Annotated in this window: 18 protein-coding genes and 1 tRNA gene; 12 read left to right on the top strand and 7 right to left on the bottom strand. The window is 41.5% G+C overall.

Annotated elements, in window-relative coordinates:
* Positions 1 to 388: 388 nt before the first annotated feature.
* Both AAEY94_RS09400 and pabB read right to left on the bottom strand, forming a co-directional pair.
* Complete coding sequence (locus tag AAEY94_RS09400; protein ID WP_350978556.1) at positions 389 to 1,063, bottom strand: glutathione S-transferase family protein; 675 nt, start codon at positions 1,061 to 1,063, stop codon at positions 389 to 391.
* A gap of 477 nt (positions 1,064 to 1,540) precedes the next feature.
* Positions 1,541 to 2,986: an aminodeoxychorismate synthase component I gene (gene pabB / locus AAEY94_RS09395; protein WP_350978554.1), complete on the bottom strand. Its 1,446-nt coding sequence runs from the start codon at positions 2,984 to 2,986 to the stop codon at positions 1,541 to 1,543.
* Positions 2,987 to 3,124: 138 nt separating this feature from the next.
* Here pabB and AAEY94_RS09390 point away from each other — a divergent pair, with 138 nt between their 5' ends.
* From AAEY94_RS09390 to AAEY94_RS09370, 5 genes are all read left to right on the top strand, one after another.
* Positions 3,125 to 4,702 (top strand): fumarate hydratase, encoded by a 1,578-nt coding sequence (locus AAEY94_RS09390; protein ID WP_101087056.1) that lies wholly within the window; start codon positions 3,125 to 3,127, stop codon positions 4,700 to 4,702.
* Positions 4,703 to 4,899: 197 nt separating this feature from the next.
* Positions 4,900 to 6,960, top strand: a complete 2,061-nt coding sequence (locus AAEY94_RS09385) for a dipeptidyl-peptidase 5 (RefSeq protein WP_502959392.1) — start codon at positions 4,900 to 4,902, stop codon at positions 6,958 to 6,960.
* Between the two features lie 860 nt (positions 6,961 to 7,820).
* Positions 7,821 to 8,444, top strand: a complete 624-nt coding sequence (locus AAEY94_RS09380; protein WP_194956085.1) for a YchE family NAAT transporter — start codon at positions 7,821 to 7,823, stop codon at positions 8,442 to 8,444.
* 231 nt (positions 8,445 to 8,675) lie between these two features.
* Positions 8,676 to 8,765: transfer RNA gene (locus AAEY94_RS09375), tRNA-Ser, on the top strand.
* Between the two features lie 183 nt (positions 8,766 to 8,948).
* The gene (locus AAEY94_RS09370) at positions 8,949 to 10,268 is read left to right on the top strand and encodes a DEAD/DEAH box helicase (protein ID WP_162023235.1); all 1,320 of its coding nucleotides are present in this window, start codon (positions 8,949 to 8,951) and stop codon (positions 10,266 to 10,268) included.
* A 53-nt stretch (positions 10,269 to 10,321) separates the two neighbouring features.
* Here the strand turns inward: AAEY94_RS09370 and yegS are convergent, their stop codons facing one another.
* Positions 10,322 to 11,251, bottom strand: coding sequence for a lipid kinase YegS (gene yegS, locus AAEY94_RS09365; protein WP_350978550.1), 930 nt, complete (start codon positions 11,249 to 11,251; stop codon positions 10,322 to 10,324).
* Between the two features lie 351 nt (positions 11,252 to 11,602).
* On the opposite strand from yegS, the gene AAEY94_RS09360 reads away from it, so the two are divergent.
* The 5 genes from AAEY94_RS09360 (at position 11,603) to AAEY94_RS09340 (ending at position 16,096) form a co-directional block, all read left to right on the top strand.
* A complete protein-coding gene (locus AAEY94_RS09360; RefSeq protein ID WP_350978548.1) occupies positions 11,603 to 13,393 on the top strand; it encodes a DUF885 domain-containing protein in 1,791 nt (596 codons plus the stop codon).
* 157 nt (positions 13,394 to 13,550) lie between these two features.
* On the top strand, positions 13,551 to 14,213 hold the full coding sequence (locus AAEY94_RS09355) for a response regulator transcription factor (protein WP_162023232.1): 663 nt from the start codon (positions 13,551 to 13,553) through the stop codon (positions 14,211 to 14,213).
* A gap of 106 nt (positions 14,214 to 14,319) precedes the next feature.
* Positions 14,320 to 15,444: a M14 family metallopeptidase gene (locus AAEY94_RS09350; RefSeq protein ID WP_182743515.1), complete on the top strand. Its 1,125-nt coding sequence runs from the start codon at positions 14,320 to 14,322 to the stop codon at positions 15,442 to 15,444.
* A 56-nt stretch (positions 15,445 to 15,500) separates the two neighbouring features.
* The gene (locus AAEY94_RS09345) at positions 15,501 to 15,818 is read left to right on the top strand and encodes a zinc ribbon domain-containing protein (protein WP_162023230.1); all 318 of its coding nucleotides are present in this window, start codon (positions 15,501 to 15,503) and stop codon (positions 15,816 to 15,818) included.
* The gene (locus AAEY94_RS09340; protein ID WP_101087065.1) at positions 15,815 to 16,096 is read left to right on the top strand and encodes a YeaC family protein; all 282 of its coding nucleotides are present in this window, start codon (positions 15,815 to 15,817) and stop codon (positions 16,094 to 16,096) included. The genes AAEY94_RS09345 and AAEY94_RS09340 overlap by 4 nt, the downstream gene beginning before the upstream one ends.
* A gap of 135 nt (positions 16,097 to 16,231) precedes the next feature.
* On the opposite strand, the gene ansA is transcribed toward AAEY94_RS09340, so the two are convergent.
* Positions 16,232 to 17,245: an asparaginase gene (gene ansA / locus AAEY94_RS09335; RefSeq protein WP_101087066.1), complete on the bottom strand. Its 1,014-nt coding sequence runs from the start codon at positions 17,243 to 17,245 to the stop codon at positions 16,232 to 16,234.
* Between the two features lie 131 nt (positions 17,246 to 17,376).
* Positions 17,377 to 19,221 (bottom strand): signal peptide peptidase SppA, encoded by a 1,845-nt coding sequence (sppA, locus tag AAEY94_RS09330; protein WP_350978545.1) that lies wholly within the window; start codon positions 19,219 to 19,221, stop codon positions 17,377 to 17,379.
* Positions 19,222 to 19,384: 163 nt separating this feature from the next.
* Between sppA and AAEY94_RS09325 the strand changes: the two genes are divergently transcribed.
* Positions 19,385 to 21,400: an oxidoreductase gene (locus AAEY94_RS09325; protein WP_350978543.1), complete on the top strand. Its 2,016-nt coding sequence runs from the start codon at positions 19,385 to 19,387 to the stop codon at positions 21,398 to 21,400.
* A gap of 172 nt (positions 21,401 to 21,572) precedes the next feature.
* Here AAEY94_RS09325 and yghU read toward each other — a convergent pair whose 3' ends face one another.
* Both yghU and AAEY94_RS09315 read right to left on the bottom strand, forming a co-directional pair.
* The gene (yghU, locus tag AAEY94_RS09320; RefSeq protein ID WP_101087069.1) at positions 21,573 to 22,442 is read right to left on the bottom strand and encodes a glutathione-dependent disulfide-bond oxidoreductase; all 870 of its coding nucleotides are present in this window, start codon (positions 22,440 to 22,442) and stop codon (positions 21,573 to 21,575) included.
* A 152-nt stretch (positions 22,443 to 22,594) separates the two neighbouring features.
* Entirely contained in the window at positions 22,595 to 23,269 is a 675-nt protein-coding gene (locus tag AAEY94_RS09315; RefSeq protein ID WP_242445141.1) for a haloacid dehalogenase type II, read from the bottom strand.
* 288 nt (positions 23,270 to 23,557) lie between these two features.
* Between AAEY94_RS09315 and AAEY94_RS09310 the strand changes: the two genes are divergently transcribed.
* Positions 23,558 to 23,851, top strand: a complete 294-nt coding sequence (locus AAEY94_RS09310; RefSeq protein WP_101087071.1) for a hypothetical protein — start codon at positions 23,558 to 23,560, stop codon at positions 23,849 to 23,851.
* The last annotated feature ends 122 nt before the right edge of the window (positions 23,852 to 23,973 follow it).

The following is a 23,973-nucleotide window of genomic DNA, read 5'->3' as shown; positions in this document are numbered from 1 at the left end:
GAGTAACCTCATTGATAATCATTTTCAATAACAGTAGGAAAATACCGCCACAAGAACAAGTAAATTCGTGTCAAAGTGGATAAAAATAACAAATTGTATTCATGATTTATACGCTTAATCTACATGCATAAACGCGATCATTAGCTTATAAACAACCAGTTGCAGCTAAATATCAAACCTAAAAACCGTGTAAATCAACTTTAAAGCTGTATATATAAACTTAAAAACATTGTATAGATAGAAACCTATAGTGTGCACAGTGGCGTTACAGCAAGAGTGGCGTTACAGCAAGATTGGGGCCAAGTAGGCAATACAAAAAAGGCTTATGGATATCATCCACAAGCCTTTTATAACGCGATTAAAATAACGCGATTAAAATCTATTTTGCTTAGATAACATAATTTTGTGGGAAAAACGCACGTTTTGCGTCTTCATCAAATTCTGCTTTAAATTGAATGTCTTTACCCATGTTTCTGGCGCGTTCAACTGCAGGACGGTTGTTGATGCTGTTAAACCAGCGTTGAACATTCGGGTAAGTGGCAAGTGCATCTTGGCCTAATACATAGCCGATTTTATCAACCCAACCCCATGCAGCAATATCGACAATGCTCAATTCATCACCGACGATAAACTCACGGTTATCAAGATGTGTGTCAAGTACTTGGTAATGGCGCTGAGTTTCACGTTGATAACGGTTTGTTGCGTAATCTATTTTCTCTGGTGCATGGTGAGTGAAATGGACACATTGACCAGAATAAGGGCCTAAACCAGTGGCGACGAACATTAACCACGACAGAAGCTCACCACGATTTTCCGGGGTTGCAGCTAATTGACCGGTTTTGTCAGCAAGGTATAAAAGAATGGCATTAGAATCGAATACACGCACGCCGTTGTCTTCAATGGCGGGTGTTTTACTGTTTGGGTTAATCGCTTTAAATTCAGCGCTATGTTGCTCACCTTTTAGGGTATCCACTGGCACGAGTTCAAACTCAAGGCCTGTTTCTTCGAGGAACAGGGCAATTTTCATTGGGTTAGGGCCGGGATGGAAATAAAATTTAATCATGTGAACTCCTTAATCAGTAAGAAGTGTATTTAAGCAGATTTTGAACGAATGCTCAACATTTTTTTGAGCGATCGTTCATGCTTGGAGGTAATTTGAGTGAATATTATAAATAATGGTTTAAAAACACGGATTAAAAAACAGATTCAAGCATAAGGTAATGCTATTAAAATCGATGATGTCTAGAAAATATTAAGGTTGCAGGCCTTTGATAATAAAAGATAATCTGAGCCTAGAATTCATTAACTGAAGTTAACAAGCATACTCAATATGGGCGCTGTGTAAGGTAAACCTAGCTTGAGTACTTTCATGGCTTATTCACTTAGATAAGCAACTATTCACTTTTAACTCGTCTAAGCGCTTGCACCATTGAATTAATGCTATTACCGCCATTCTGCTGGTGACAATCTTACTAACGACCATTCTTTACACGCAATCATCTACTCGCAATCATCCACTCCAGTGGGAAGCGTCAGTATATTAATGATTGTCGACCGTTGTTTGTTGCTGATTTAGATTCGCCAACAAAGGTAATATTTTACTGACTTTATCAAAGCTTTCTTGATACTCCGCAGCGCCATTGGAGTCGGCAACAATACCACCACCTGCCCAGCAGTAAATGTGATTATTTTCAGTGACCAAAGTACGAATAGTAATACTGGTGTCCATGTTTCCATTTTGGCTTATATAGCCGATGCTGCCGCAATAAAGGTTACGTCTGGACGGTTCTAATTCTTCAATGATTTCCATTGCGCGGATTTTTGGCGCACCGGTAATTGACCCACCTGGAAAGGCGGCGTTAAGTAAATCGAATGCTGTTTTGTGTGGTGCAAGTGTGGCAGTCACCGTACTGACTAAATGATGCACCGCAGGAAAGCTTTCAATGGCGAATAACGTCGGCACTTTAACCGAGCCTGGGGCGGCGACTTTACCGATATCGTTTCTGAGTAGGTCTACAATCATCACATTTTCGGCACGATCTTTCTCGGAAGTGATTAATGCGCTAGCGGCTTGTTGATCCAAAATGGGATCATGATGGCGCGGCATGGTACCTTTAATGGGTTTAGTTTCGATATATTGATCGTTAAGTTTAATAAAACGTTCTGGTGAGATAGATAACATGCAGTGGTTATCAACTCGCATAAATGCCGAAAAAGGCGCTTGGTTTGCAAGGGATAAAGCACAATAAGCTTGCCATTCATCTCCTTGATATTGAGCTTCAAATCGTTGGGTTAAATTGATTTGATAACAATCACCACTCAATAAATACTGCTGCACTTGAGCAAATTTATGTTGATACTGCTGACTGTCTATCTGATTAATCCAAGCCGTAGTTAATCTGAAAGGCCTTGATGTTATTGCGTTACTGGCTGATTTTTGTATTTTAGATTCAATTAAATTCAACTCAACTTTTAACGCTTCAGATCCATCATAATGGTAAGCATACCAGGATTTATCAACGTAACTGTAGACGAGTGAAAAATCATAAAAACCAATATTCATATCATCAAGATGAATATCTTTAATGGCAATTTGTGGCAGCTTTTCAATATTTCGACCCAGGTCATAGCCAAATGCGCCCAGGGCTCCGACACTAAATGGATGTTGGCTGTCTTGCGCTGAAGGATATAACCGCGCTTGCAGTTCAGCTAATGTGTTAAAGGGGTTGGCGTGGCGATCTATTTTAATATTGAGTGCTTTGATGGCCGAGTCTTTGGCACTAAATCGACTGATGCCATCGCTGCTGGTTAACGTTGCAATAGGATTAAAGCCGATGATGTCGAATTTGGCATCTTGGTGCGGAGCATTGGCTGAGTCGAGTAATATCGCCCATGGCTGGTGGCTTACCAGTGAAAATAGTTGCTTTGTGTCTATTTTCCAGTCCAGTTTTTGCATGAAGAGTGCGTTTTTTGCCCGCGCAGACATCGATAACCCTTATCTAAAATGTGATGTAGCCCAAAAAGGATGGAAAGAGTATCATATTGGTCTTAATAGTTAATATTAAATCGATTCTAATAAAAACGATAACCATGTTAGGCCGCAATGGCTGCTGGAGCACCCCATATGTCGACGAATACCACATCTCACTCTACAACTCATTCACCTATATCTAGTCAAGCTGTCGTGATTAAACAAGCTGACTTTATTGAAAGTATTGCTGATTCTCTGCAATACATCTCGTATTACCATCCCAAAGACTTTGTTGATGCAATGACCAAAGCTTACGAGCGTGAAGAAAGCGCTGCCGCGAAAGACGCCATTGCCCAAATTCTGATTAACTCCCGTATGTCAGCCGAAGGCAAACGGCCTTTATGCCAAGACACTGGAATTGTCACCACCTTTGTTAAAATTGGTATGTCTGTTCAGTGGGATAAAACTGACATGACAGTTCAAGAAATGGTCGATGAAGGTGTACGTCGTGCTTATACCAATCCAGATAATCCATTACGTGCATCAATAGTGTCAGACCCTGCCGGTGCGCGTAAAAATACCAAAGACAACACACCATCAGTGGTTCATATTGACATGGTTGCTGGTAATCAAATAGAAGTGATGATTGCAGCCAAAGGTGGTGGATCGGAAAATAAATCCAAAATGGCCATGCTTAATCCGTCAGACGATATCGCCGCTTGGGTAGAAAAAACATTACCAACAATGGGCGCGGGCTGGTGTCCACCGGGTATGTTAGGCATAGGTATCGGTGGTACTGCTGAGAAAGCGGCCGTTCTGGCCAAAGAATCATTAATGGACCCTGTTGATATTCATGAGTTGATGGCTCGTGGTGCAGAGACCACAGAAGAAAAGCTTCGTTTAGACATTTTTGAACGCGCAAATAATTTAGGCATAGGCGCTCAAGGGTTGGGCGGACTCACTACAGTATTAGATGTTAAAATTAAATCTGTACCGACTCATGCAGCGTCTAAACCGGTCGTGATGATCCCTAACTGCGCAGCAACGCGCCATGTGCATTTTCATTTAGATGGCACTGGTCCAGTCGATTTAGTACCACCATCTTTATCTGATTGGCCTGAAATCACTCGTGAAGCGGGAGAAAACACTCACCGTGTCAATTTAGATACGGTCACTCAAGCTGAAATCGAAACTTGGAAGAGTGGTGATACCTTATTACTCAACGGTAAAATGCTGACTGGCCGCGATGCGGCCCATAAACGGATTCAAATGTTACTTGAATCTGGTGAAGGTTTACCTGCAGGTGTCGATTTTACCGGTAAGTTTATTTATTACGTTGGCCCAGTAGACCCAGTCGGTGATGAAGTGGTTGGCCCTGCAGGCCCAACAACGGCAACCCGTATGGATAAGTTCACTGACATGATGTTAGACCAAACAGGCCTAATGGGCATGATTGGTAAGTCTGAGCGTGGTCCTGAAACGGTTGCTTCAATTAAAAAGCACAAAGCAGTGTATTTAATGGCTGTTGGCGGCGCGGCATACCTAGTGTCGAAAGCGATTAAGAAATCACGTGTTGTCGCATTTGAAGATTTAGGCATGGAAGCGATTTACGAATTTGATGTGCAAGACATGCCTGTAACCGTGGCGGTTGATACCAATGGTGTTAATGCGCACGAAACTGGCCCAGCGATTTGGAAAATTAATATCGCTAACAGTAAAGCTAATAAGTAAGCCATCGATAACATTGTGCTTACACATAAGCGATAAGTGTCAATGTGATTAAACGCTCGGGTTTACAGCTTTTTACAAAAGGCTTGTTGCCTGAGCGTTTTGCTTTGGTTAGTCTGCAATATACATTTTATGATTACGTTTGATATTGGCTGTATTTGTGGCCCAAACGTAATACGTTTTATTTAAACAACTGAGACATGATAACAATGAAAAAGTCTTCTGTATTATTCGCACTGGTTGCTGCTGGCATGGCAACATCAGTGTCTGCGGCAGAGCCCGCAGCTTTTAATGTTCAGCAACTGGTTAACTTAAATAAGTTGCATTCAGCGGCCGTATCAAATGATGGTAAAACCATGGTGTACGGCGTAAAAGTGGTTGATGATAAAGGCGAGGGCAACTCAGATCTTTATCTTCTCGATTTGAACGATAAAAATGCTAAGCCAAAGCAACTTACCTCGGCAGCCGGTACTGAACACGATGTCAGCTTCTCGCCCGATGGAAAATCGATTTATTTCCTCGCCACGCGCTCCGGCACCAGTCAATTGTATCAATTGGCCCTTGATGGCGGAGAAGCTATCGCGGTTACCGATTTACCGTTAGATATCAATGGCTACAAGTTGTCTAACGACGGTAAGCAAGTTGTTATGACGCTGCGGGTATTTCCAGAGTGTAAAGACTTAGCGTGTTCAAAAGACAAGTTTACTGCCGAAGCTGAACGTAAAAGCACCGGGCGTCAATACAAGCAGTTGATGGTACGTCATTGGGACACTTGGGAAGATCATGCACGTAATCATTTGTTTGTCGCCTCGCTTAATGGCAACAAAATTACCACCGCGACAAACGTTACAGCGGGCCGTGACACTGAAACACCGCCTAAGCCATTTTCTGGTATGGAAGAAGTCACCTTTACTGCAGACGGTAAGTACGTTGTTTATAGCGCGAAAGCGCCGAGCCGAGATCAAGCTTGGACTACTAACTACGATTTATGGCAAGTGCCTGTAGCTGGCGGTGAAACGGTTAACTTAACCCCAGATAACCAAGCATGGGATGCCCAGCCAACGTTCTCTGCCGATGGCCGTTATCTTGCTTATTTAGCCATGACCAAGGCGGGTTACGAAGCTGATCGCTCCCGCATTATGTTACGTGACAATGTTACAGGCCAGGAAAAAGAAGTCGCACCATTGTGGGATCGCAGTGCGAGTTCATTAAATTTTAGTGCCGATGGTCGTACTTTGTATGTGACAGCACAAGATCTTGGGCAAGTGACCATTTTTGAAGTGAACACTCAGTTTGGTGATGTGCGTCCTATTTACAACCAAGGCAGTAACAGCCTAGTGGCTGTGACCAGTAATCGTCTTATTTTCCAGAAGTCATCATTAGTTGAACCTGGCGATTTATTCAGTGTGTCACTTGAAGGTGAACAACTTAAACAGCTAACCAACGTCAACAGTGAAAAATTAGCTGACATTAAGTTTGGTGATTTTGAACAGTTCAACTTTAAAGGTTGGAATGACGAAACCGTTCATGGTTATTGGATCAAACCTGTTAACTATGAAGAAGGTAAAAAATACCCAATAGCTTACCTGGTACACGGCGGCCCACAAGGCTCATTTGGTAACAGTTTCAGCAGCCGCTGGAATGCGCAGTTATGGGCGGGTGCAGGCTATGGCGTAGTGATGGTCGACTTCCATGGTTCTACTGGATATGGTCAAGCGTTTACCGACTCTATTGGCAAGGATTGGGGCGGAAAACCGCTTGAAGATCTTAAAAAAGGCATGGCAGCAGTTACCGCGCAGCAACCTTGGTTAGATGCTAACAATGCATGTGCACTGGGCGGTTCTTACGGTGGCTATATGATGAACTGGTTCCAAGGTAAATGGAACGATGGCTTCAAGTGTTTAGTCGACCATGCTGGTTTGTTTGATATGCGTTCTATGTATTACGTTACAGAAGAATTATGGTTCCCTGAATATGAATTCGGTGGCCCATACGATCAAAACAAAGAGCTATATGAAAAGTTTAACCCAGTAAACTATGTTGAAAACTGGAAAACGCCGATGCTCGTCATCCATGGTGAAAAAGACTACCGTGTACCTTATGGCCAAGGTCTTGCTGCATTTACCTTCATGCAGCGTAAAGGTATTCCTTCAGAGCTATTGGTATTTCCAGATGAGAATCACTGGATCTTAAATCAAGATAACCTACAGCTATGGTACAAGAATGTACTAGGCTGGATGGATCGTTGGACAGCTAAATAACCTGAAATTGGGATAACAAACGTCTCTCAAACAGCTCTTTGCCTTGCTAACGTTGTTGAATTAACTTGCAATAGACCCGCTATTGACGCGTTAATTCGCCTTGTTAGTAAAACAAATGACAAGTTTGAGAGTTGTTAACGTATAAGACTATGATCTTTATAATCATATATTTGTCTCTTATCCCGAGTTCAGGTTAAATAGTGTGTAGTTTCTCTGTAGAGGGTTTACGCAGGTCAGTATTGAAATAATGGCCTAATCTTCACAACAGAGTTACTTTCAGAGTTAATTAAAAGAGATGTTGCCACTGGCAACATCTCTTTTTTGTGCCTAAGCTATTGTAGCTTCGGATATTGTGGGTCAAGCCAATCGCAGTTTTACCAGAGGCAATGAGTTATTCATTAGTCAAGGTGATGCTGGAATCGATATATACTGTTTACCTAAAAAATACACTTACATACTGTCAAAATAAACTGACCGGCTAAATGTATACTTTTAGGAGAAATAAAAACTCCGCTATCGTTAGTATTTTTCATCATAAGGCTATTCTTATTTTGTTGAATAATATGTAGGTTAACCACAGACAAACAATATTTTAAGTTATGTTGTAGGTTAAATCATCATATTGATGCTAATTAGAACTGTATAGTGAAATAAAATAACTAAAAGTGCGTGTTTACGTTAACTGTCATTATGATGTAAAAACACAAATAATAGACCTTGCATTAGTTTTTGTATTGTAAAACGGTCTATCAAATATAAAAAATTTCATTTGGGGAATGGCAATGTTTCAGCTACATTAGCGCCCTCAGAATCGAGCTTCAATACAGGTAATATCAAGAGGGTTATACCAAGTGGATTTCATGCTTTATATCAAGTTCTTTCTAGGACTATTAGCCATTATTAACCCAGTTGGGTTATTACCTGTTTTTGTTAGTTTAACCAGCCATCAAACTGAAGTTGAGCGTAGACATACCAACCGGGTGGCAAACTTTGCCGTAGTGGTCATTTTATTGGTGACGGCAATAGCAGGGCATTACATTCTTAGTATGTTCAGTATTTCATTATCGGCTTTTCGTATTGCGGGTGGTAGCTTGATTTGTATTATTGCCATGTCGATGCTACAAGGTAAAATCAGTGAAGTGAAACGCAACCAAGAAGAAGACCGTGAGTCTTCAGGTATGGAATCTGTTGCGGTTGTCCCTTTAGCCTTGCCATTAATGGCTGGTCCTGGTGCCATTAGTGCGGTGATTGTGTTTGCGGCGGAGCATCACCAAATAACCAACTACATTGGTATGTTTTTAACCATTATTATCTTAGGTCTTGTTAGTTGGGGTTTATTTCGTATGGCGCCAATGCTGTTTAAACTATTAGGTAAAACTGGCATTAACGTTATTACTCGTCTAATGGGTCTACTGATGTTGTCTTTAGGCATTGAAGTGATCGCCGCGGGTGTTAAAGGACTTTTCCCTACCTTAATAGGTTAGTTAGCTTGCTAGTTGCTGTGCATTTGTGCAAACGCTTGATAGTGGGGATTTTTAGCTTGACCCGCTATCATCATTTGCGTAAAGTACGCCTCGATTAGCACTGCCGCGGTTAGTATTAAGTGGTTTTGTATTGTTGAGAGGTAATTATCCCACTCAATAGAATTAAATATTAAGTACTGCCTTTTTATCTGATGTCTTTTAATGGTATGGATAAAAAGTCAGTCACAAATTGGTGAGCTGGCTGAGTGGCTGAAGGCGCACGCCTGGAAAGTGTGTTTAGGTTTATCCCTAACGAGAGTTCGAATCTCTCGCTCACCGCCATATTATGAAAAAAGACGTCTTCGGACGTCTTTTTTCATTTGTGTTTTAATACAATACTGACAATTTGGCTGATGCTTCGTCTCGCCGTTGTCTAGTATGACTTTATATTAACGAGGTGTTAGCGCTTGTTATGCGTAGCCTCTATAATGCTTTATTCTTGTTTTACTACTGAGACCCACTTTCATGCCTTTTTCGACACTTGGATTACGCGACACGATTGTCAATGCCCTACATGAAGTGGGATACAGTCAGCCGACACCGATTCAACAACAGACTATTCCGGTTATTTTAAAGGGTAAGAACCTGCTTGCCGCGGCGCAAACGGGCACCGGTAAAACCGCAAGCTTTGTATTACCAATATTAGAACGCTTAGCCGACACTGAAACCCAGCGTGCAAAACGTATTCGAGCGTTGATTTTAACCCCAACTCGCGAACTCGCAGTGCAAGTTCACGCCAACGTAGTGCAGTACGCCAAGCATTTATCGTTAACCTCTATCGCCATTTATGGTGGGGTTGATGAGAAGCCGCAAAAACAAGCCTTAATTGATGGTGTGGATATTTTGGTGGCGACACCAGGACGTTTACTTGACTTATATACCCAACGTGCTGTGCACTTTGATGAAGTTGAAGTGTTGGTGCTTGATGAAGCCGATAGAATGCTCGACATGGGCTTTATCGAAGATATTAATAAAATCATCGATAAATTACCTTCTGAACGTCAGAGTTTATTGTTTTCCGCGACATTATCAAACCAAGTGCGTGCGTTAGCGAAAACGGCCATTAAGCGTCCTGTGGAAATTTCGGTGATTGCTGATCGCGATTCAGCACCGAAAATCGAGCAGTGGTTAACGACGGTTGATAAAGATAAAAAATCAGCTTTATTAAGTCATTTAATTAAAACCGAAGAGTGGAATCAAGCGCTAATCTTTATCGAAACTAAGCAAGGTGCCGCTAAATTAGTCAGTCAGCTTGAAAAGCGTGATATTGCTGCTGAGTGTATTCACAGTGGCCGCAGCCAGCCGGTGCGTGAACAAATTTTAGCTGATTTTAAATCGGGTAACATTAAATACCTAGTAGCTACCGGTATTGCGGCGCGTGGTATTGATATTGACGATTTATCTCGTGTAATCAATTATGACTTGCCTTATCCGGCCGATGACTACATTCATCGTATTGGTCGAACCGGTCGTGCGGGTGCTGCTGGTGTCGCTATTTCTTTTGTGTCCAATGATGACTTTAAAAACCTGTGTATGATTGAAAGTCGTTTGGGGCATTTAATTGAACGCAAAGAAATAGTCGGTTTTGAACCATCTAAGCCTATTCCTATTTCGGTGTTGAATTTTATCCCAAAAAATCGTCAGCATAAATCAACCTCAACGACAGACCGACCTACGCTGAGTTTAGGCAAATCGAAAACGGCTTCAGCTGACTTTAGAAAAACCAAAACAGCTAAAGCGCCAGCCTCGCCGAAAGGTAATAAACCTAATCCCTGGAATATCTAAACTGATTAGATAAACGATTAACTCAGTTGTTGTATCGGCGATTAAAGCGGAATTTACTTTCCGCTTTTTTGTGTGGATTTCTCAAGGCATGGACAGTCTGGCGGTAACACAAACTGAATGGCTTTTGGGAGTACTTCAAAACGCATTTGCTCTGTTGGATAGGGTTCGCCATCTAAATTAAGCGGTAACTTGATAGGGAAATCAATTTCTAGCCAACGGGTTTGAAAATGATAACAAAACCTGGCTTCATGACTCATGGCTTGTATTTCTTCTAACACCACCGGGATATCAAAGGTTGAAAATGACTTCAGCAGGGTGATATCCATCAAGCCATCATCAATTAACGCATTGGGCGCCAGCATTTGTCCGCCGCCAGCTTGCTTATTATTGCAAATGGCGCCTACCAGAATATCGCCATCGAACGTGCCTTTATCGGTGGTAATACTGCCTTGATAAGGCTTAAAGCCTAATGCTTTTGCCAATCCTATTAAGGTATAAGCCCCGCCGCCCAGAAAATCTTTTAACTCTGTTGGGGTTTCTGCAGTCACTTGCGCGCCAAAACCGGCGACAGCCGCATTAATAAAATAATTATTGTTGGCTCTGATGATATCAATAGGGTAGCTGTCACCATGAATCGCCAGTTCCAAAGTGGAATGAATATTATTGCTAATGCCACACGCAGTGGCGAAATCATTTGCCGTGCCTAATGGCAGCACGGCTATTTCGAGCATATGATCCTGTTGTGACAGTTGCATCAGGGCATTAACAGCCTCATTAAGTGAGCCATCACCGCCGCCAATCACGACTCTGCCGACATTATCGGCTATTGCTTCCGTCATAAAACGCAACATATCGGCACTTTCCCAAGAGACCCGCACATCAATAGTATGGCCCTTTTCACGTAAAGCGATAACCGATTGTCTGATGTCGACATTGGCGGCTTTTTTACCATTAAGCAGTAGTCGGATATGTGTTGAAGGCATCGTTAAGACCTCTGTTGATTATTATGGACACGGCTATGTAACTAAAAATCGGTTTCTAGGCTACAAGCAGTTGATCGATTCACTATTTTTATGTCACAAAAGGTGTCTGCATGCTGCAAAACCGTGACGAACATGATTAACTAATTATAATTGTCTAAGGATGATTTTTACTCATCACTATGTAGAAAAAGTATACGTTCCAAAAACCGTTAAGTTTCCAAAATAGTTAAGTTCCACAAATTATTTAAGCACAAAATATATAGGCAGCCAAAATCTATACTCGCGAAAGCGATGCCGATAAAAAATAAGTGTAAACACACTAAAAAATAATAACAATGTAAGGGATAACTCATGAAAAAATCTTTACTTGCTTTGGCGGTTACTTTTGCCATGGTCGGCTGTGGCGATGACTCGGTTAAGCCAAGTCCACAAACCAAGACCGTTACTGCAGAGGCTAGCACAACTACAACCGTGGCAGAATTAACCTTTAACAAATATTCACAACAGTTTATTGATGAGCTGTGGGCATTATCACCAACGTGGGCTCTGTACAGTGGCAAACATGTTAATGATGGCTATTTAGATATCCCTAATCAAGCTAGCCGCGACAAAACGTTGGCATTTGTTAAGCAACAGCAAGCGGCACTAGCCCAATTCGATCCGCAGTCATTATCTGCTAACGAGTTAATTGATTATAAATTACTGAGTAATTTAGTTGAGTCAATGCAATGGGAAATTACACGCTTTAAAGGTTGGCAATGGGATCCATCTAATTACAATGTTGCCGGTGGTTTTGCGCAAATCATCAATGAAGACTTTGCCCCGTTAGATGAGCGCTTAGGCTCTGTTATTGCACGTCTTGAAAATGTGCCCGCTTATTATGAAGCCGCGCGACAAAATATTAGTGAGCCGACACTTGAGCATACCCAATTAGCGATTATGCAAAATCAAGGCGCATTTTCGGTATTGTCTGCCGAGTTAGCCCAGCAAGTCACTGATTCAGGCTTAAGCGCAGAGCAGAAAGCGTTATTTACTCAACGTTTTGATGCAGCAACTGCAGCGATTAAACAGCACATTGAGTGGTTAACCGCGCTTGAAACGAAGCTAACCGAAAATGGAGGCCGTGATTTCCGTATTGGTGAAACCTTATACGAAGAAAAATTCGCCTTCGATATTCAGTCTGGTATGACCGCTAAACAGTTATATGACAAAGCTGTGGCAGATAAAAATCATGTTCAGCAAGAAATGGCTAAGATCACCGATACCATTTGGTCAAAGTATATCGATACCCCAAAACCAGACGATGAGAGACAAGCAATTCGGCAGTTAATTGATGTGTTATCAACCAAACATGTTAAACGAGAAAACTTTGTTGCTGAAGTGCGTAAGCAAATTCCAGAACTGATTAAATTTGTCAATGACAAACAACTGGTGACGCTTGATCCTAACAAACCGTTAATTGTGCGTGAAACCCCTGAATACATGCGCGGTTTTGCGGGTGCTTCTATCAGTGCACCAGGGCCTTATGACAAAGGCGGTAATACTTACTACAACGTTTCGCCCCTCGATGACATGAGTGATGAGTCAGCCGAAAGCTATTTACGTGAATACAATCACTGGATTTTACAGGTACTGAATATTCATGAGGCTATCCCAGGGCATTACACACAATTAGTCTTTTCTAACCAATCTCCTAGTTTAGTGAAAAGCTTATTTGGTAACGGTGCCATGATTGAAGGTTGGGCAGTGTATACCGAGCGTATGATGCTGGAAGAAGGTTATGGTAATTTTGAACCTGAAATGTGGTTGATGTATTACAAATGGAATTTACGGGTCATTTGTAACACTATTTTAGACTACAGCATTCAGGTTAACGGAATGGGTGAGCAAGAGGTGATTGACTTGCTCGAGAATGAAGCATTCCAACAACGCGCTGAAGCTGAAGGAAAGTGGCGTCGAGCGACCTTAAGTCAAGTGCAACTGACTAGTTATTACGCTGGCTATCGTGAGATCTATGATTTCCGCGAACAACTTAAAGCTAAGCAAGGTGAAAACTTTGATTTAAAGCAGTTTCATGAACAGTTTTTAAGTTACGGTAGTGCGCCGGTTAAATTTATTAAACAGTTGATGACAGATAAATAGACCAATGATGTCTCATTCATTATTGTGACAAATGTCTCAAGGCCTGAAGTTTCAGGCCTTTTTGTTAATGAAAAGGGCTACAGGGTCGATTAAATCTGGTTTTGGCTAAATCAGTATGATAATCTTAATGGTAATCGTTATCATTAAGTAGCTGAGCATGAAGAATATCCTATTCATTGAACATACCCTTTCCGATAAAAGTGACGTAACTCGACAGCTAAATGAGCAGGGCTACAGTGTTCATCGGGTTAATAATGCCTTTGATGCGTTGATCCAAATGGAAACTGAGCAGCTTGAAGCCATATTATTAGATTTTTCGGTTCCCAAAATGGAGTCATTTTGGCTGCTCGTTGCACGACAAACCCGAACGCCTATTATTGTATTAGCAGAGAGTAACAGCGAACTGGAGCGCATTAATGCGCTAGAGTTAGGCGCCGACGATTATCTCACTCGACCGATTAATATCCGCGAATTGCAGTTACGTCTTAATGTACTCCATCGACGCACCCAAGCACCAATTAATGACGCGGTTAATGACTATATTGGCTTTGATGATACCTGCTATACCATTAGTTTTGCAGAAAAGTCGCTAGTGTTGACCCAAACGGAATATCGGTTATTTAAATATTTGTTTGATAGACAAGGTGAAGTGGTCACCAAAGAAGAGCTGCAACTACGGGTATTACACAAAGAACTTGGACGTTTTGACCGTAATTTAGACATGCATATCAGTAATACACGCCGTAAATTAGTTAAACGCAATTTACCACGCGAATTGATTAATACCGTTCGCGGTCAAGGTTACAGCTTTAGCTTTTAATGGTTCACACCTATTGCCGCATTTGATAAGCTATGGCGCATAAAATAAGGCTGATACCAATCGTTATTAAGCCCAAAATAAGCGCAAGCACATAAAGGATAATCTAATGCGGATTACAGCAAACTTTGACGGCGGCAATATTGACGTCATTAACCTAGACAAACATGACGATATACAGCTCGCCATTCGTCCCGATTTTGGTGGTGAGTTTTATCAATGGTTTAACTTCCGTTTAGAAGGGGAAGTCGGCCAGACATATACCCTTAACATCCTCAATGCAGGTAGTGCCTCTTATCCAGCTGGCTGGGACGATTATCAAGCAGTGGCCAGTTATGACCGCCAATCGTGGTTCAGATTACCAACTCAGTATGTCGACGGAAAATTAACCATCCAGGCTGAGCTAGATTGTGAAGCCATTCAAATAGCTTATTTTGCACCGTACAGCTACGAACGTCATTTAGATTTGATCAGTGAAGTGCAATTACATCCTGCTGTGAGTCTTGAGCACCTTGGGTTAACCCTTGATGGTCGCGACATGACCTTGCTAAAAATTGGTGATGCTAACCCAGATAAAAAGAATATTTGGATTACTGCGCGTCAACATCCGGGTGAAACGATGGCTGAATGGCTAGTTGAAGGTTTGTTAAATCAATTGCTTGATAGTGATTGTCCAACATCTAAAGCCTTATTAGACAAAGCCAATTTTTATATTGTGCCAAACATGAATCCAGATGGCAGCGCACGCGGCCATTTACGGACTAATGCTGCAGGTACTAACTTAAATCGCGAATGGCAAACACCGAGCTTAGAGAAAAGCCCTGAAGTGTATTATGTCGTTAATAAAATGCATCAAACTGGTGTTGATTTATTTTACGATGTGCACGGCGATGAAGGTCTTCCTTATGTGTTCCTTGCCGGTTGTGAAGGGGTGCCAAGCTACAACGATAAGATGGCTCAATTACAGCAGCAATTTCTCAGTGCATTGACCATTGCCAGTGCGGATTTCCAAACAGAGTTTGGTTACGATAAAGATGAGCCAGGCAAAGCTAATTTAACGGTAGGTTCTAATTGGGTTGCTAATACGTTCAGTTGTTTATCGAACACCTTAGAAATGCCATTTAAAGACAATGCCAATTTAGCCGATCCATTTGTGGGCTGGTCTCCAGAGCGTTGCGTATATTTAGGTGAAGCGTCTTTAGTTGCGATGTTAGCGGTGGTTGATAATTTATAATCGCGACAGTACGCGGTAATTTTTATCTTCAGATAATCAAGCAGGTAGAATGAATTATGGCCTTAGTTGCATGTCCTAAATGTCAAAAGCGAATTTCAAGTCTGGCTAAGCAATGTGAGCATTGTAAAACCGATTTGAGTGGTAATACTGAGTCATTAAAGATTATCAGTCACATTGAGCGTTCAAATAGCTTAATGACTCAAAGCTTTATTTTTTTGACATTATTTATCGCAGGAGTTGTGGTGTGGTTTTGGGGAGGAGAGCCTGCACAGGGGTTAACTTCTTATATCGCGATCGCAAGTTTTGTTATTGGTTTTACGGGTTATCTTGTTACCCGAGTCAGAATAGTGCTACATAAACGGAAATCAGTATGAACGATATCAATAAAGTCATTGATGAAATGCCTGAAGAAGTATACCTGCGCTTATTGTCTGCGTCTGAGTTAGGTAAGTGGGATGATGGTACAGTATTAACTCAGCCACAGCGTGAATCGACTTTGCAAGTAGTGATGTTGTATCAAGCACGTAAGCTGCAGCAAACTGAACATTTTACCATCGCAGCCGGTGGTAACATTAATGAGCTGTCTAAATCAGAGCTGAAAAAACAGTTTAAAGGTGAGCCCATCGCCGAGTTTAAAGAAGCTGATTTGTAATTATCTGATAATAAATAATATTTGTTATCAATAATGGATATTATAACATCAAAAAATGCGAGCTCATTAGCTCGCATTTTTATTTAGCTGTTATCTGTTAATACAATAACCCCGTAACAGTATCAATAACCTAAACTAGTCCGTTGTCAGTTCACCAACAAGGTTTTGCTGCATACGTTGCTTAATTTGCGCCGACGTTAATCCAATAGACAACAAATAATGCAATTTGGCTAACGCCGCTTCAATGGTCATATCAGCACCACTTATTACCCCAGCTTGTGCTAAAGCATTACCTGTAGCATAACCGCGCATATTGACCTTACCCTGGAAACATTGGGTCAAATTAACCAATATAATACCGCGTTCATCGGCTTGTTTAAGTGTATCAAGTAGCTTCTTATCTTGTGGTGCATTCCCCACGCCAAAGGTCAATAAAATCAGTGCTTTTACCGGTTGCTGTAAAATATTATTAAAAATGTCAGTGGAGATCCCTGGATAAAGTGTCACCACACCAACAGGTTGTGGACTAATTGTCACCACTTCTAAAGGCTCACCTGTTGGTTTGGTTATTTTCCCTGCTTTAAGGTTTATTTTAATGCCTGCCTCGAGCAACATAGGAAAATTAGGCGATGCAAACGCATCGAATCCGTCAGCATGGGCTTTGGTTGAGCGGTTACCACGAAACAGTTTGTTATTAAAAAATAAACAGACTTCTGCAACGGGGTAGTTGGCCGCAATATAAAGCGAATTGAGCAAGTTGGTTTGACCGTCTGAACGTAATTGAGCTAACGGAATTTGTGAACCAGTAACAATGACAGGTTTTGATAGACCTTGCAGCATAAATGACAAGGCAGATGCGGTATAAGCCATGGTGTCTGTACCATGCAAAATAACGAAACCGTCATACTTTTCATAGTTGGCTTGTATATCATTAGCAATCAATTGCCAATCCGGCGGTGCCATATTGGATGAGTCAATTAATGGGCTGTATTCATGAATAACGAATTCAGGCATTTCTTCATGATAAAACTCAGGCATTGACTGCACACAATCGGTTAAGAACCCTGATACTGGCACAAAACCATTATCGGTCTTTTGCATCCCGATGGTACCGCCAGTATAGGCAACGTAAATGGAACGTTTTGTCATGTATGTAGGCTCTTCTTTAACAGCGATTGCAGATTGTGGAAATTATACGAGTTTATTTGTCGATCCCCAATAAAAAAGCCTGCTAAGCAGGCTTTTTTTGAAGAATATTCATATTGAGGTCGTATAATTAATTAGTAATTACAGTTTTCACAATACATATAGACATGATTAGGGTCATCAAACATCGACAATGTTTCAAATGCGCCAGCCCACTGCTTAACAAAGCGCTCAATGAAACTGGTTTGACGAACACTGTCTGGAACATAAGCCACAGTAGCGCCCATGATTTGCTGCATCAGTTGTTGTTCCGCGCTAAGCTCTTGTTCAATCAATTTAACGTCGAACTTGTCCATTTTCGCTAAATCAGCAGCTTTGGCTAATGCCACATCCATATCACCTAGTTCATCAACTAGGCCTAAGGTGAGTGCGCGTTTACCAGTCCATACTCGGCCTTGAGCAATGTTGTCAACTTGCTCTAGTGTCATATGACGTTCTTTTGCTACCAGAGAAATAAACTCATGATAACCACGTTCAATATGGCGTTGTACAACAGCAGCCACTTGCGGATTTAATTCGCGTGCAGGCGATAATCCGGCCCAATCAGATGTTGCGACACCATCAGAGGTCACACCAAAATGATTCAGTGCTTGCTCAAACGTAGCAAACATACCGAAAATACCGATAGAACCCGTTAGGGTTGTTGGTGTTGCAACAATATAGTCGGCACTGGCTGATATCCAATATCCGCCAGATGCAGCAAGACTACCCATGCTAACAACAACCGGCTTACCTGCTGCTTTTAGGGCTAACACTTCTTGACGAATTTGTTCTGACGCAAATGCACTACCACCAGGGCTATCAACGCGAAGCACGACGGCTTTCACCTTATCGTCAAAGCGTGCTTTCATTAGCAATGCAGAGGTACTTTCACCGCCAATTTGTCCAGCAGGTTGTTTACCGTTAAGAATCGTGCCTTTAGCAACGATAACGGCCACTGCGTCTTTTTCAACAAAGCTAGGCATAGGTGCGGTTAACGCTCGGTAATCATTAAAGCTAATTTGCTTAAAGTTTTTACCTTCTTTATCACTGCCAACACGTTCAATCATCGCGACACGAAACGCATCAGCCGAAACCAGTTCGTCAACCCATTTCATGTTGACAGCCATTTGAGCACTGTCACCTTCAGCTTTATCAAGCTGAGCAAGGAATTCATCTGGAGTTAACACTAATTGATCTGGGGCTATTTGACGGTTACTGGCCACAATAGTTGAATAACTTTGCCAAATATCGTTTAACAATACTTTACTGGCGACTTTATCGGCATCAGACATATCGTCACGAATAAAGGGTTCTACAGCTGATTTAAAGGTTCCCACTCGAAATACGTGAGTGGTGATTTTGAGTTTTTCGAGTGCAGCTTTGTAATATAAGCGATAACGGCTTAAGCCATCAAGCGCTACCATACCTTGGTTATTAAGGTATATTTTGTCTGCAAAGCTGGCTAAAAAATATTGGTTTTGATCATAACCATTGGCCATAGCGATAACTGACTTATTGGCGGCTTTAAACTGGGTTAATGCTTCACCTATAGCGGTCATTTTACTAATACCGGCATCACGAAGATCCGCTAAGTCCAGTACTATACTGTTAATGCGGGCGTCTTGAGTCGCATTATTAATAGTATAAAGTACATCGGCTAATAGAATTTCACCTTCTGGATCATTCGCTTGCCCTTGGCTAAATGCCATTTCTATTGGGTCTACATAATGTTTTTGGTCCACTATGCTCCCAGACAAGTTCAGCACTAATGCTGATTGATCTTCGACGACAATTTCATCTTCGCTGTTGAGAAGTACTACAGCGATGACAGCCAACAAACCAAAAAATATAACGTTGATGATGAACTTACGGATACCGTTTACTGTATTCCATAACAGTAAAAACATCCTTTTTAAAAACGAGGGTTTAGCGGACATTTGCCACTCCTTTATCAGTCTAATGTAGTCATCCTAACTGAAAATCAATAAAAATGTGAAATTCAATTGTAAAGGTTTTTAACAAACGAGCGTTTAAATGATTGAGCAAACTTTACTGTCGGGGTATGCTGGTTTAAATCACTTGTTTAAAAAGGATGTTTGAATGTCGTTTCCACACTTATTAGAACCTTTAGATCTCGGCTTTACACAGCTGAAAAACCGCGTGTTGATGGGCTCAATGCACACGGGGTTAGAAGAAGAAAAAGGCGGATTTGAGAAACTGGCAGCTTTTTATAAAGAGCGTGCTCAAGGTGGCGTCGGGTTAATCGTTACTGGCGGTATCGCACCTAATTTACGTGGCCGTTTAGCGCCACATGCCTGCCAATTAAGCTTTTCTTGGCAAGTGGGTAAACATAAAATAGTTACCGATGCTGTGCATGACGCGGGCGGTAAAATCTGTATGCAAATCTTGCATGCGGGCCGTTATAGCTATCATCCTTTTAGCTTAGCGCCGAGCAAAGTAAAATCGCCAATTACCCCGTTTACCCCTTCAGCGATGTCTGCTCGTCAAGTGCGTTCGACAATTAAAGATTATGCTACCAGCGCGGCATTGGCGAAAAGAGCCGGTTATGATGGCGTTGAAGTCATGGGCTCTGAAGGCTATTTGATCAATCAATTTATCAGTTCGCGCACCAATAAACGTACCGATGAATGGGGCGGCAGTTATGACAATCGGGTTAAGTTTCCGATTGAAATCGTTAACGCTATTCGTCAGAAAGTAGGCAGTGACTTTATTATTGTGTTCCGTTTGTCGATGCTCGACTTAGTCGACAATGGCTCAACGTGGGATGAAGTGGTTCAGCTGGCAAAATCGCTTGAACAAGCCGGTGTGAGTATTATTAATACCGGTATTGGTTGGCATGAAGCACGTGTACCGACGATTTCGACCAGTGTACCGCGTGGTGCTTTTTCTTGGGTAACAGAAAAACTCAAAAAAGAAGTCAAGATTCCGTTAATTGCCACCAACCGAATTAATACCCCAGAAATTGGCGAGGCGATTATTGCATCAGGTCAAGCTGATATGGTATCGATGGCTCGGCCATTTTTAGCAGATGCAGAGTTTGTGAATAAAGCGGCAGCTAATACCCCAGAGTTGATTAATACCTGCATTGGTTGTAATCAAGCTTGTTTGGACCATACTTTTGCGATGAAGCGGGCAACCTGTTTAGTTAATCCTCGTGCTTGTTATGAAACCGAAATTAATTTTACTCCAACAACCAGTAAAAAACGTATCGCTGTTATGGGCGCCGGTCCTGCGGGAATGGCGTTCTCGGTATACGCAGCGTCTCGTGGACATGAAGTGGTATTGTTTGAAGCCAAGTCTGAAGTCGGTGGTCAGTTTAATTTAGCGCGTAAAATCCCGGGTAAAGAAGAGTTTAGTGAAACTATTCGATATTTCATTAACCAAATTAAACTGCATAACGTTGAACTGCGTCTAAACACTAAATTGGATGCGGCAGTGCTGGCCAATGAGAAATTTGATGAAGTGGTCATCGCCGCTGGTGTGGTACCACGAGCGTTGGATTTACCGGGTTTTGATAATCCTAAAGTGGTCGATTACCAACAAGTATTAACGGGCCAAGTTGAAATGGGTAAAACGGTAGCATTAATTGGTGCTGGCGGTATTGGTTTTGATATGGCGCATTTCTTATGCGAATTAGAATCGAGCACTTTGCAACCCGATAAATGGTTAAAACAGTGGGGCATTGATAAAGCCTATCAGAATGCTGGCGGGTTAACTGAAGAAGCCGAACATATTCCTGGTCGTGAAGTGTATTTACTGCAACGTAAAACCACCAAAATGGGCAAAGGTTTAGGTAAAACTACTGGCTGGATCCATCGCAGCGTGTTGAAGCAACATCAAGTTCATATGAAAACCGGCGTAAGCTACGAAAAGTTTGATGAACAAGGCCTTCACATTAAAATAGGTGAACAATCTGAAATTCTTGCTGTAGATAATGTGGTGTTGTGTGCCGGACAAATGTCGAATCGCAGTTTGGTTGATGAAATGAAAGCCACAGGATTACCTGTACATTTAATTGGTGGGGTAGATGTGGCGGCTGAATTAGATGCCAAACGCGCTATTCGCCAAGGTGCAGAACTCGCGATGAGTATTTAATTGTCACAGAGTTTCTAGTGTGAAATAACGTCCACAATTTGCGTTGTTTTGTACTGTCGTTGTTTCGAACTGAAATACGGAAACAAAAAAAGCCTTCTGTAATGCAGAAGGCTTTTTAATATGGCAACAAAATAAGTCAGTGAAACAATAGCGCCAAACGTTGACGACTACGTTATTTTACTGTGCTAGGACGCAGTTTTAGAACCTTATCAATATCTTCAGCGCAATGACGCTCAGGAACTTGTTCCCATTCTTCGCCCCAAGAGCGATTGATGATACGACCACGTTGGACCCCTTCACGAGTTTCAAGCAATTTAGCCCAACGAACAACATTGGTATAAGTCTCTACTTCTAGGAATTCGGCAGCCTCATATAAATTGCCCAAGACTAAGTTGCCATACCAAGGCCAAATAGCAATATCTGCAATGCTATATTCTTCACCAGCAATAAAGGTGTTTTTTGCCAGTTGTTTATCTAGCACATCTAACTGGCGTTTAACTTCCATAGCAAAGCGATTAATTGGATATTCCTGCTTTTCATCGGCATAAGCATAGAAGTGACCGAAGCCGCCACCGAGGAATGGCGCTGAACCTTGGGCCCAGAACAACCAGTTAAATGTTTGCGTTCTGGCTTTGCCATCTTTAGGGAGGAATTGGTTAAACTTCTCTGCTAGATGAACCAAAATTGAAGCAGATTCAAACACGTTTTCGTCTTCATTAGCTGATTTATCCAATAAAGCAGGAATTTTTGAGTTTGGATTAACGGCAACGAACCCTGACGAGAATTGATCCTTTTCCCCGATGTTAATCAGATAAGCATCATATTCAGCTTCTTTAATGCCTAAGGCCAGTAGCTCTTCTAACATGATAGTTACTTTTTGCCCGTTTGGTGTGCCAAGAGAGTAGAGTTGCAAAGCATGCTCTCCGACAGGCAGCACTTTATCAAATCTTGCACCTGACTCAGGGCTATTAATGTTCGCCCACTTATTAGCGCCATTGTTATTATTTTGCCACACTTTAGGCGGGGTATATTGGTTAGTCATAAAATATCCTTGTACAACCTGTTAGCAGGTTAAGTAAATTGATAATGCGCTTAGCACAATGTGGTTAGTGTAGCGTGTAAAGTTTTAATGTATTAGCATCAACGCGTATGAGTTATGCTTATATTGTTTAAATACAGCATGTGAGTTATTTATTACAGGGCATCCAGTTGTTCACTTAATTCGATTAAACTACTGGCGGTTATGTCTGGTTCAATGCCCCACGGGTCAAATATTTTTTTACTGTCTCTTTTGATCCAAGCCGTATTCAGTCCGGCGGCTTTTGCACCAATCACATCCCATGGATTACTCGACACCATCCAACAATGATTGAGGTCAGATTGGGTGCGAGTCATTAAATAATGGTAAACGGCGGGGTTAGGTTTAAACGTCTTTAGGTCATCAACACTGATAACGTCATGGAGCTGCGGTAAAACGCCTGAATTTTGCATCAGTGTACGAACCGCAACTTCAGGTCCATTTGAAAAAGCGGCGAGGGTATGACCTTGATTGCGCAGTAATGCTAGCCCAGGAATGACATCATCAAAAGCCGTGAGTTGACTAAATTTAGCCAGTAAATCTTGTTGTTCGCTGTTTGACAGTGTGACGTTGAAAACAGATAAACAATATTGTAAAGCTTGTTGAGTACACACACCGAAATCTTCATATTGTTGCATTAAGCCACGACGAAATGCATATTCGACTTTTTTATCGTGCCACAATTGACCAAATGCTTGTGCCTTGTCGCCAATCAATTGCTGCAGATGCTGGCCCATATCCACTGGATCCACTAATGTGCCGTAAACATCAAATCCAATCATTTTATGCATGTTCATTGTTCCATTTGGGTTATGAGCCAAGTGCTTAAGCTCTTTATCATTTGATATACTTGCCAATAAGTTCTATCTGTAGCGAGTTAGCGTGCTCATAATGTGAGCCATGAGTTACTATAAACTAACTATATCATTCGTTCAATTACTATTTTGAACGAACGTTCCAAATGATGTGAGTTATTAAATGATATTAGCTTGCTCTGTAATATTGGCTCTCAAGGAAAACTTTGATGTAGAGTTAATTCATTGTATTATTTTGATAAAAATTATTGAAGGTAATGTTAAATGGAGTGTCCTCGTTGTAAGGGTATCTTTGCCCGTAAAGCGCTTAAACAAGTCCGTAAAGGTAAACATGGGGTTGAAACACAGTGCCCTAAATGTGATCAATGGTTGATGTTCGAGCCTAAAATGATGATGACCAAAAATATTGGCTTATTCATTTTGTTGGTATTCAGTGTGGCTAACTTCTTCATCGACAACACTGATTATCGCTTAATATGCTCGTTTTTAGGTTTTGCGGGTGCTTGTATTGCTTTTTATGGCGTATTTAAAAGTAAGCTTATTGCAGCGCAGGAGTAATGGGTAATGAGTAATGAGTAATGAGTAATTTTAGCGATGGTGTGGAAAAATAGCGCTATATCTTGCAGGTGTAGATACAACTAAGTCGTTTGCTATGCTATAGCGTATTTAAAAGAGAGGTG

This window comes from Shewanella sp. AC34-MNA-CIBAN-0136, from assembly GCF_040309945.1.
Classification (GTDB): Bacteria; Pseudomonadota; Gammaproteobacteria; order Enterobacterales; family Shewanellaceae; genus Shewanella.
Note: the sequence above shows the minus strand (reverse complement) of the source record. Positions and strands in the feature narration are given on the sequence as shown.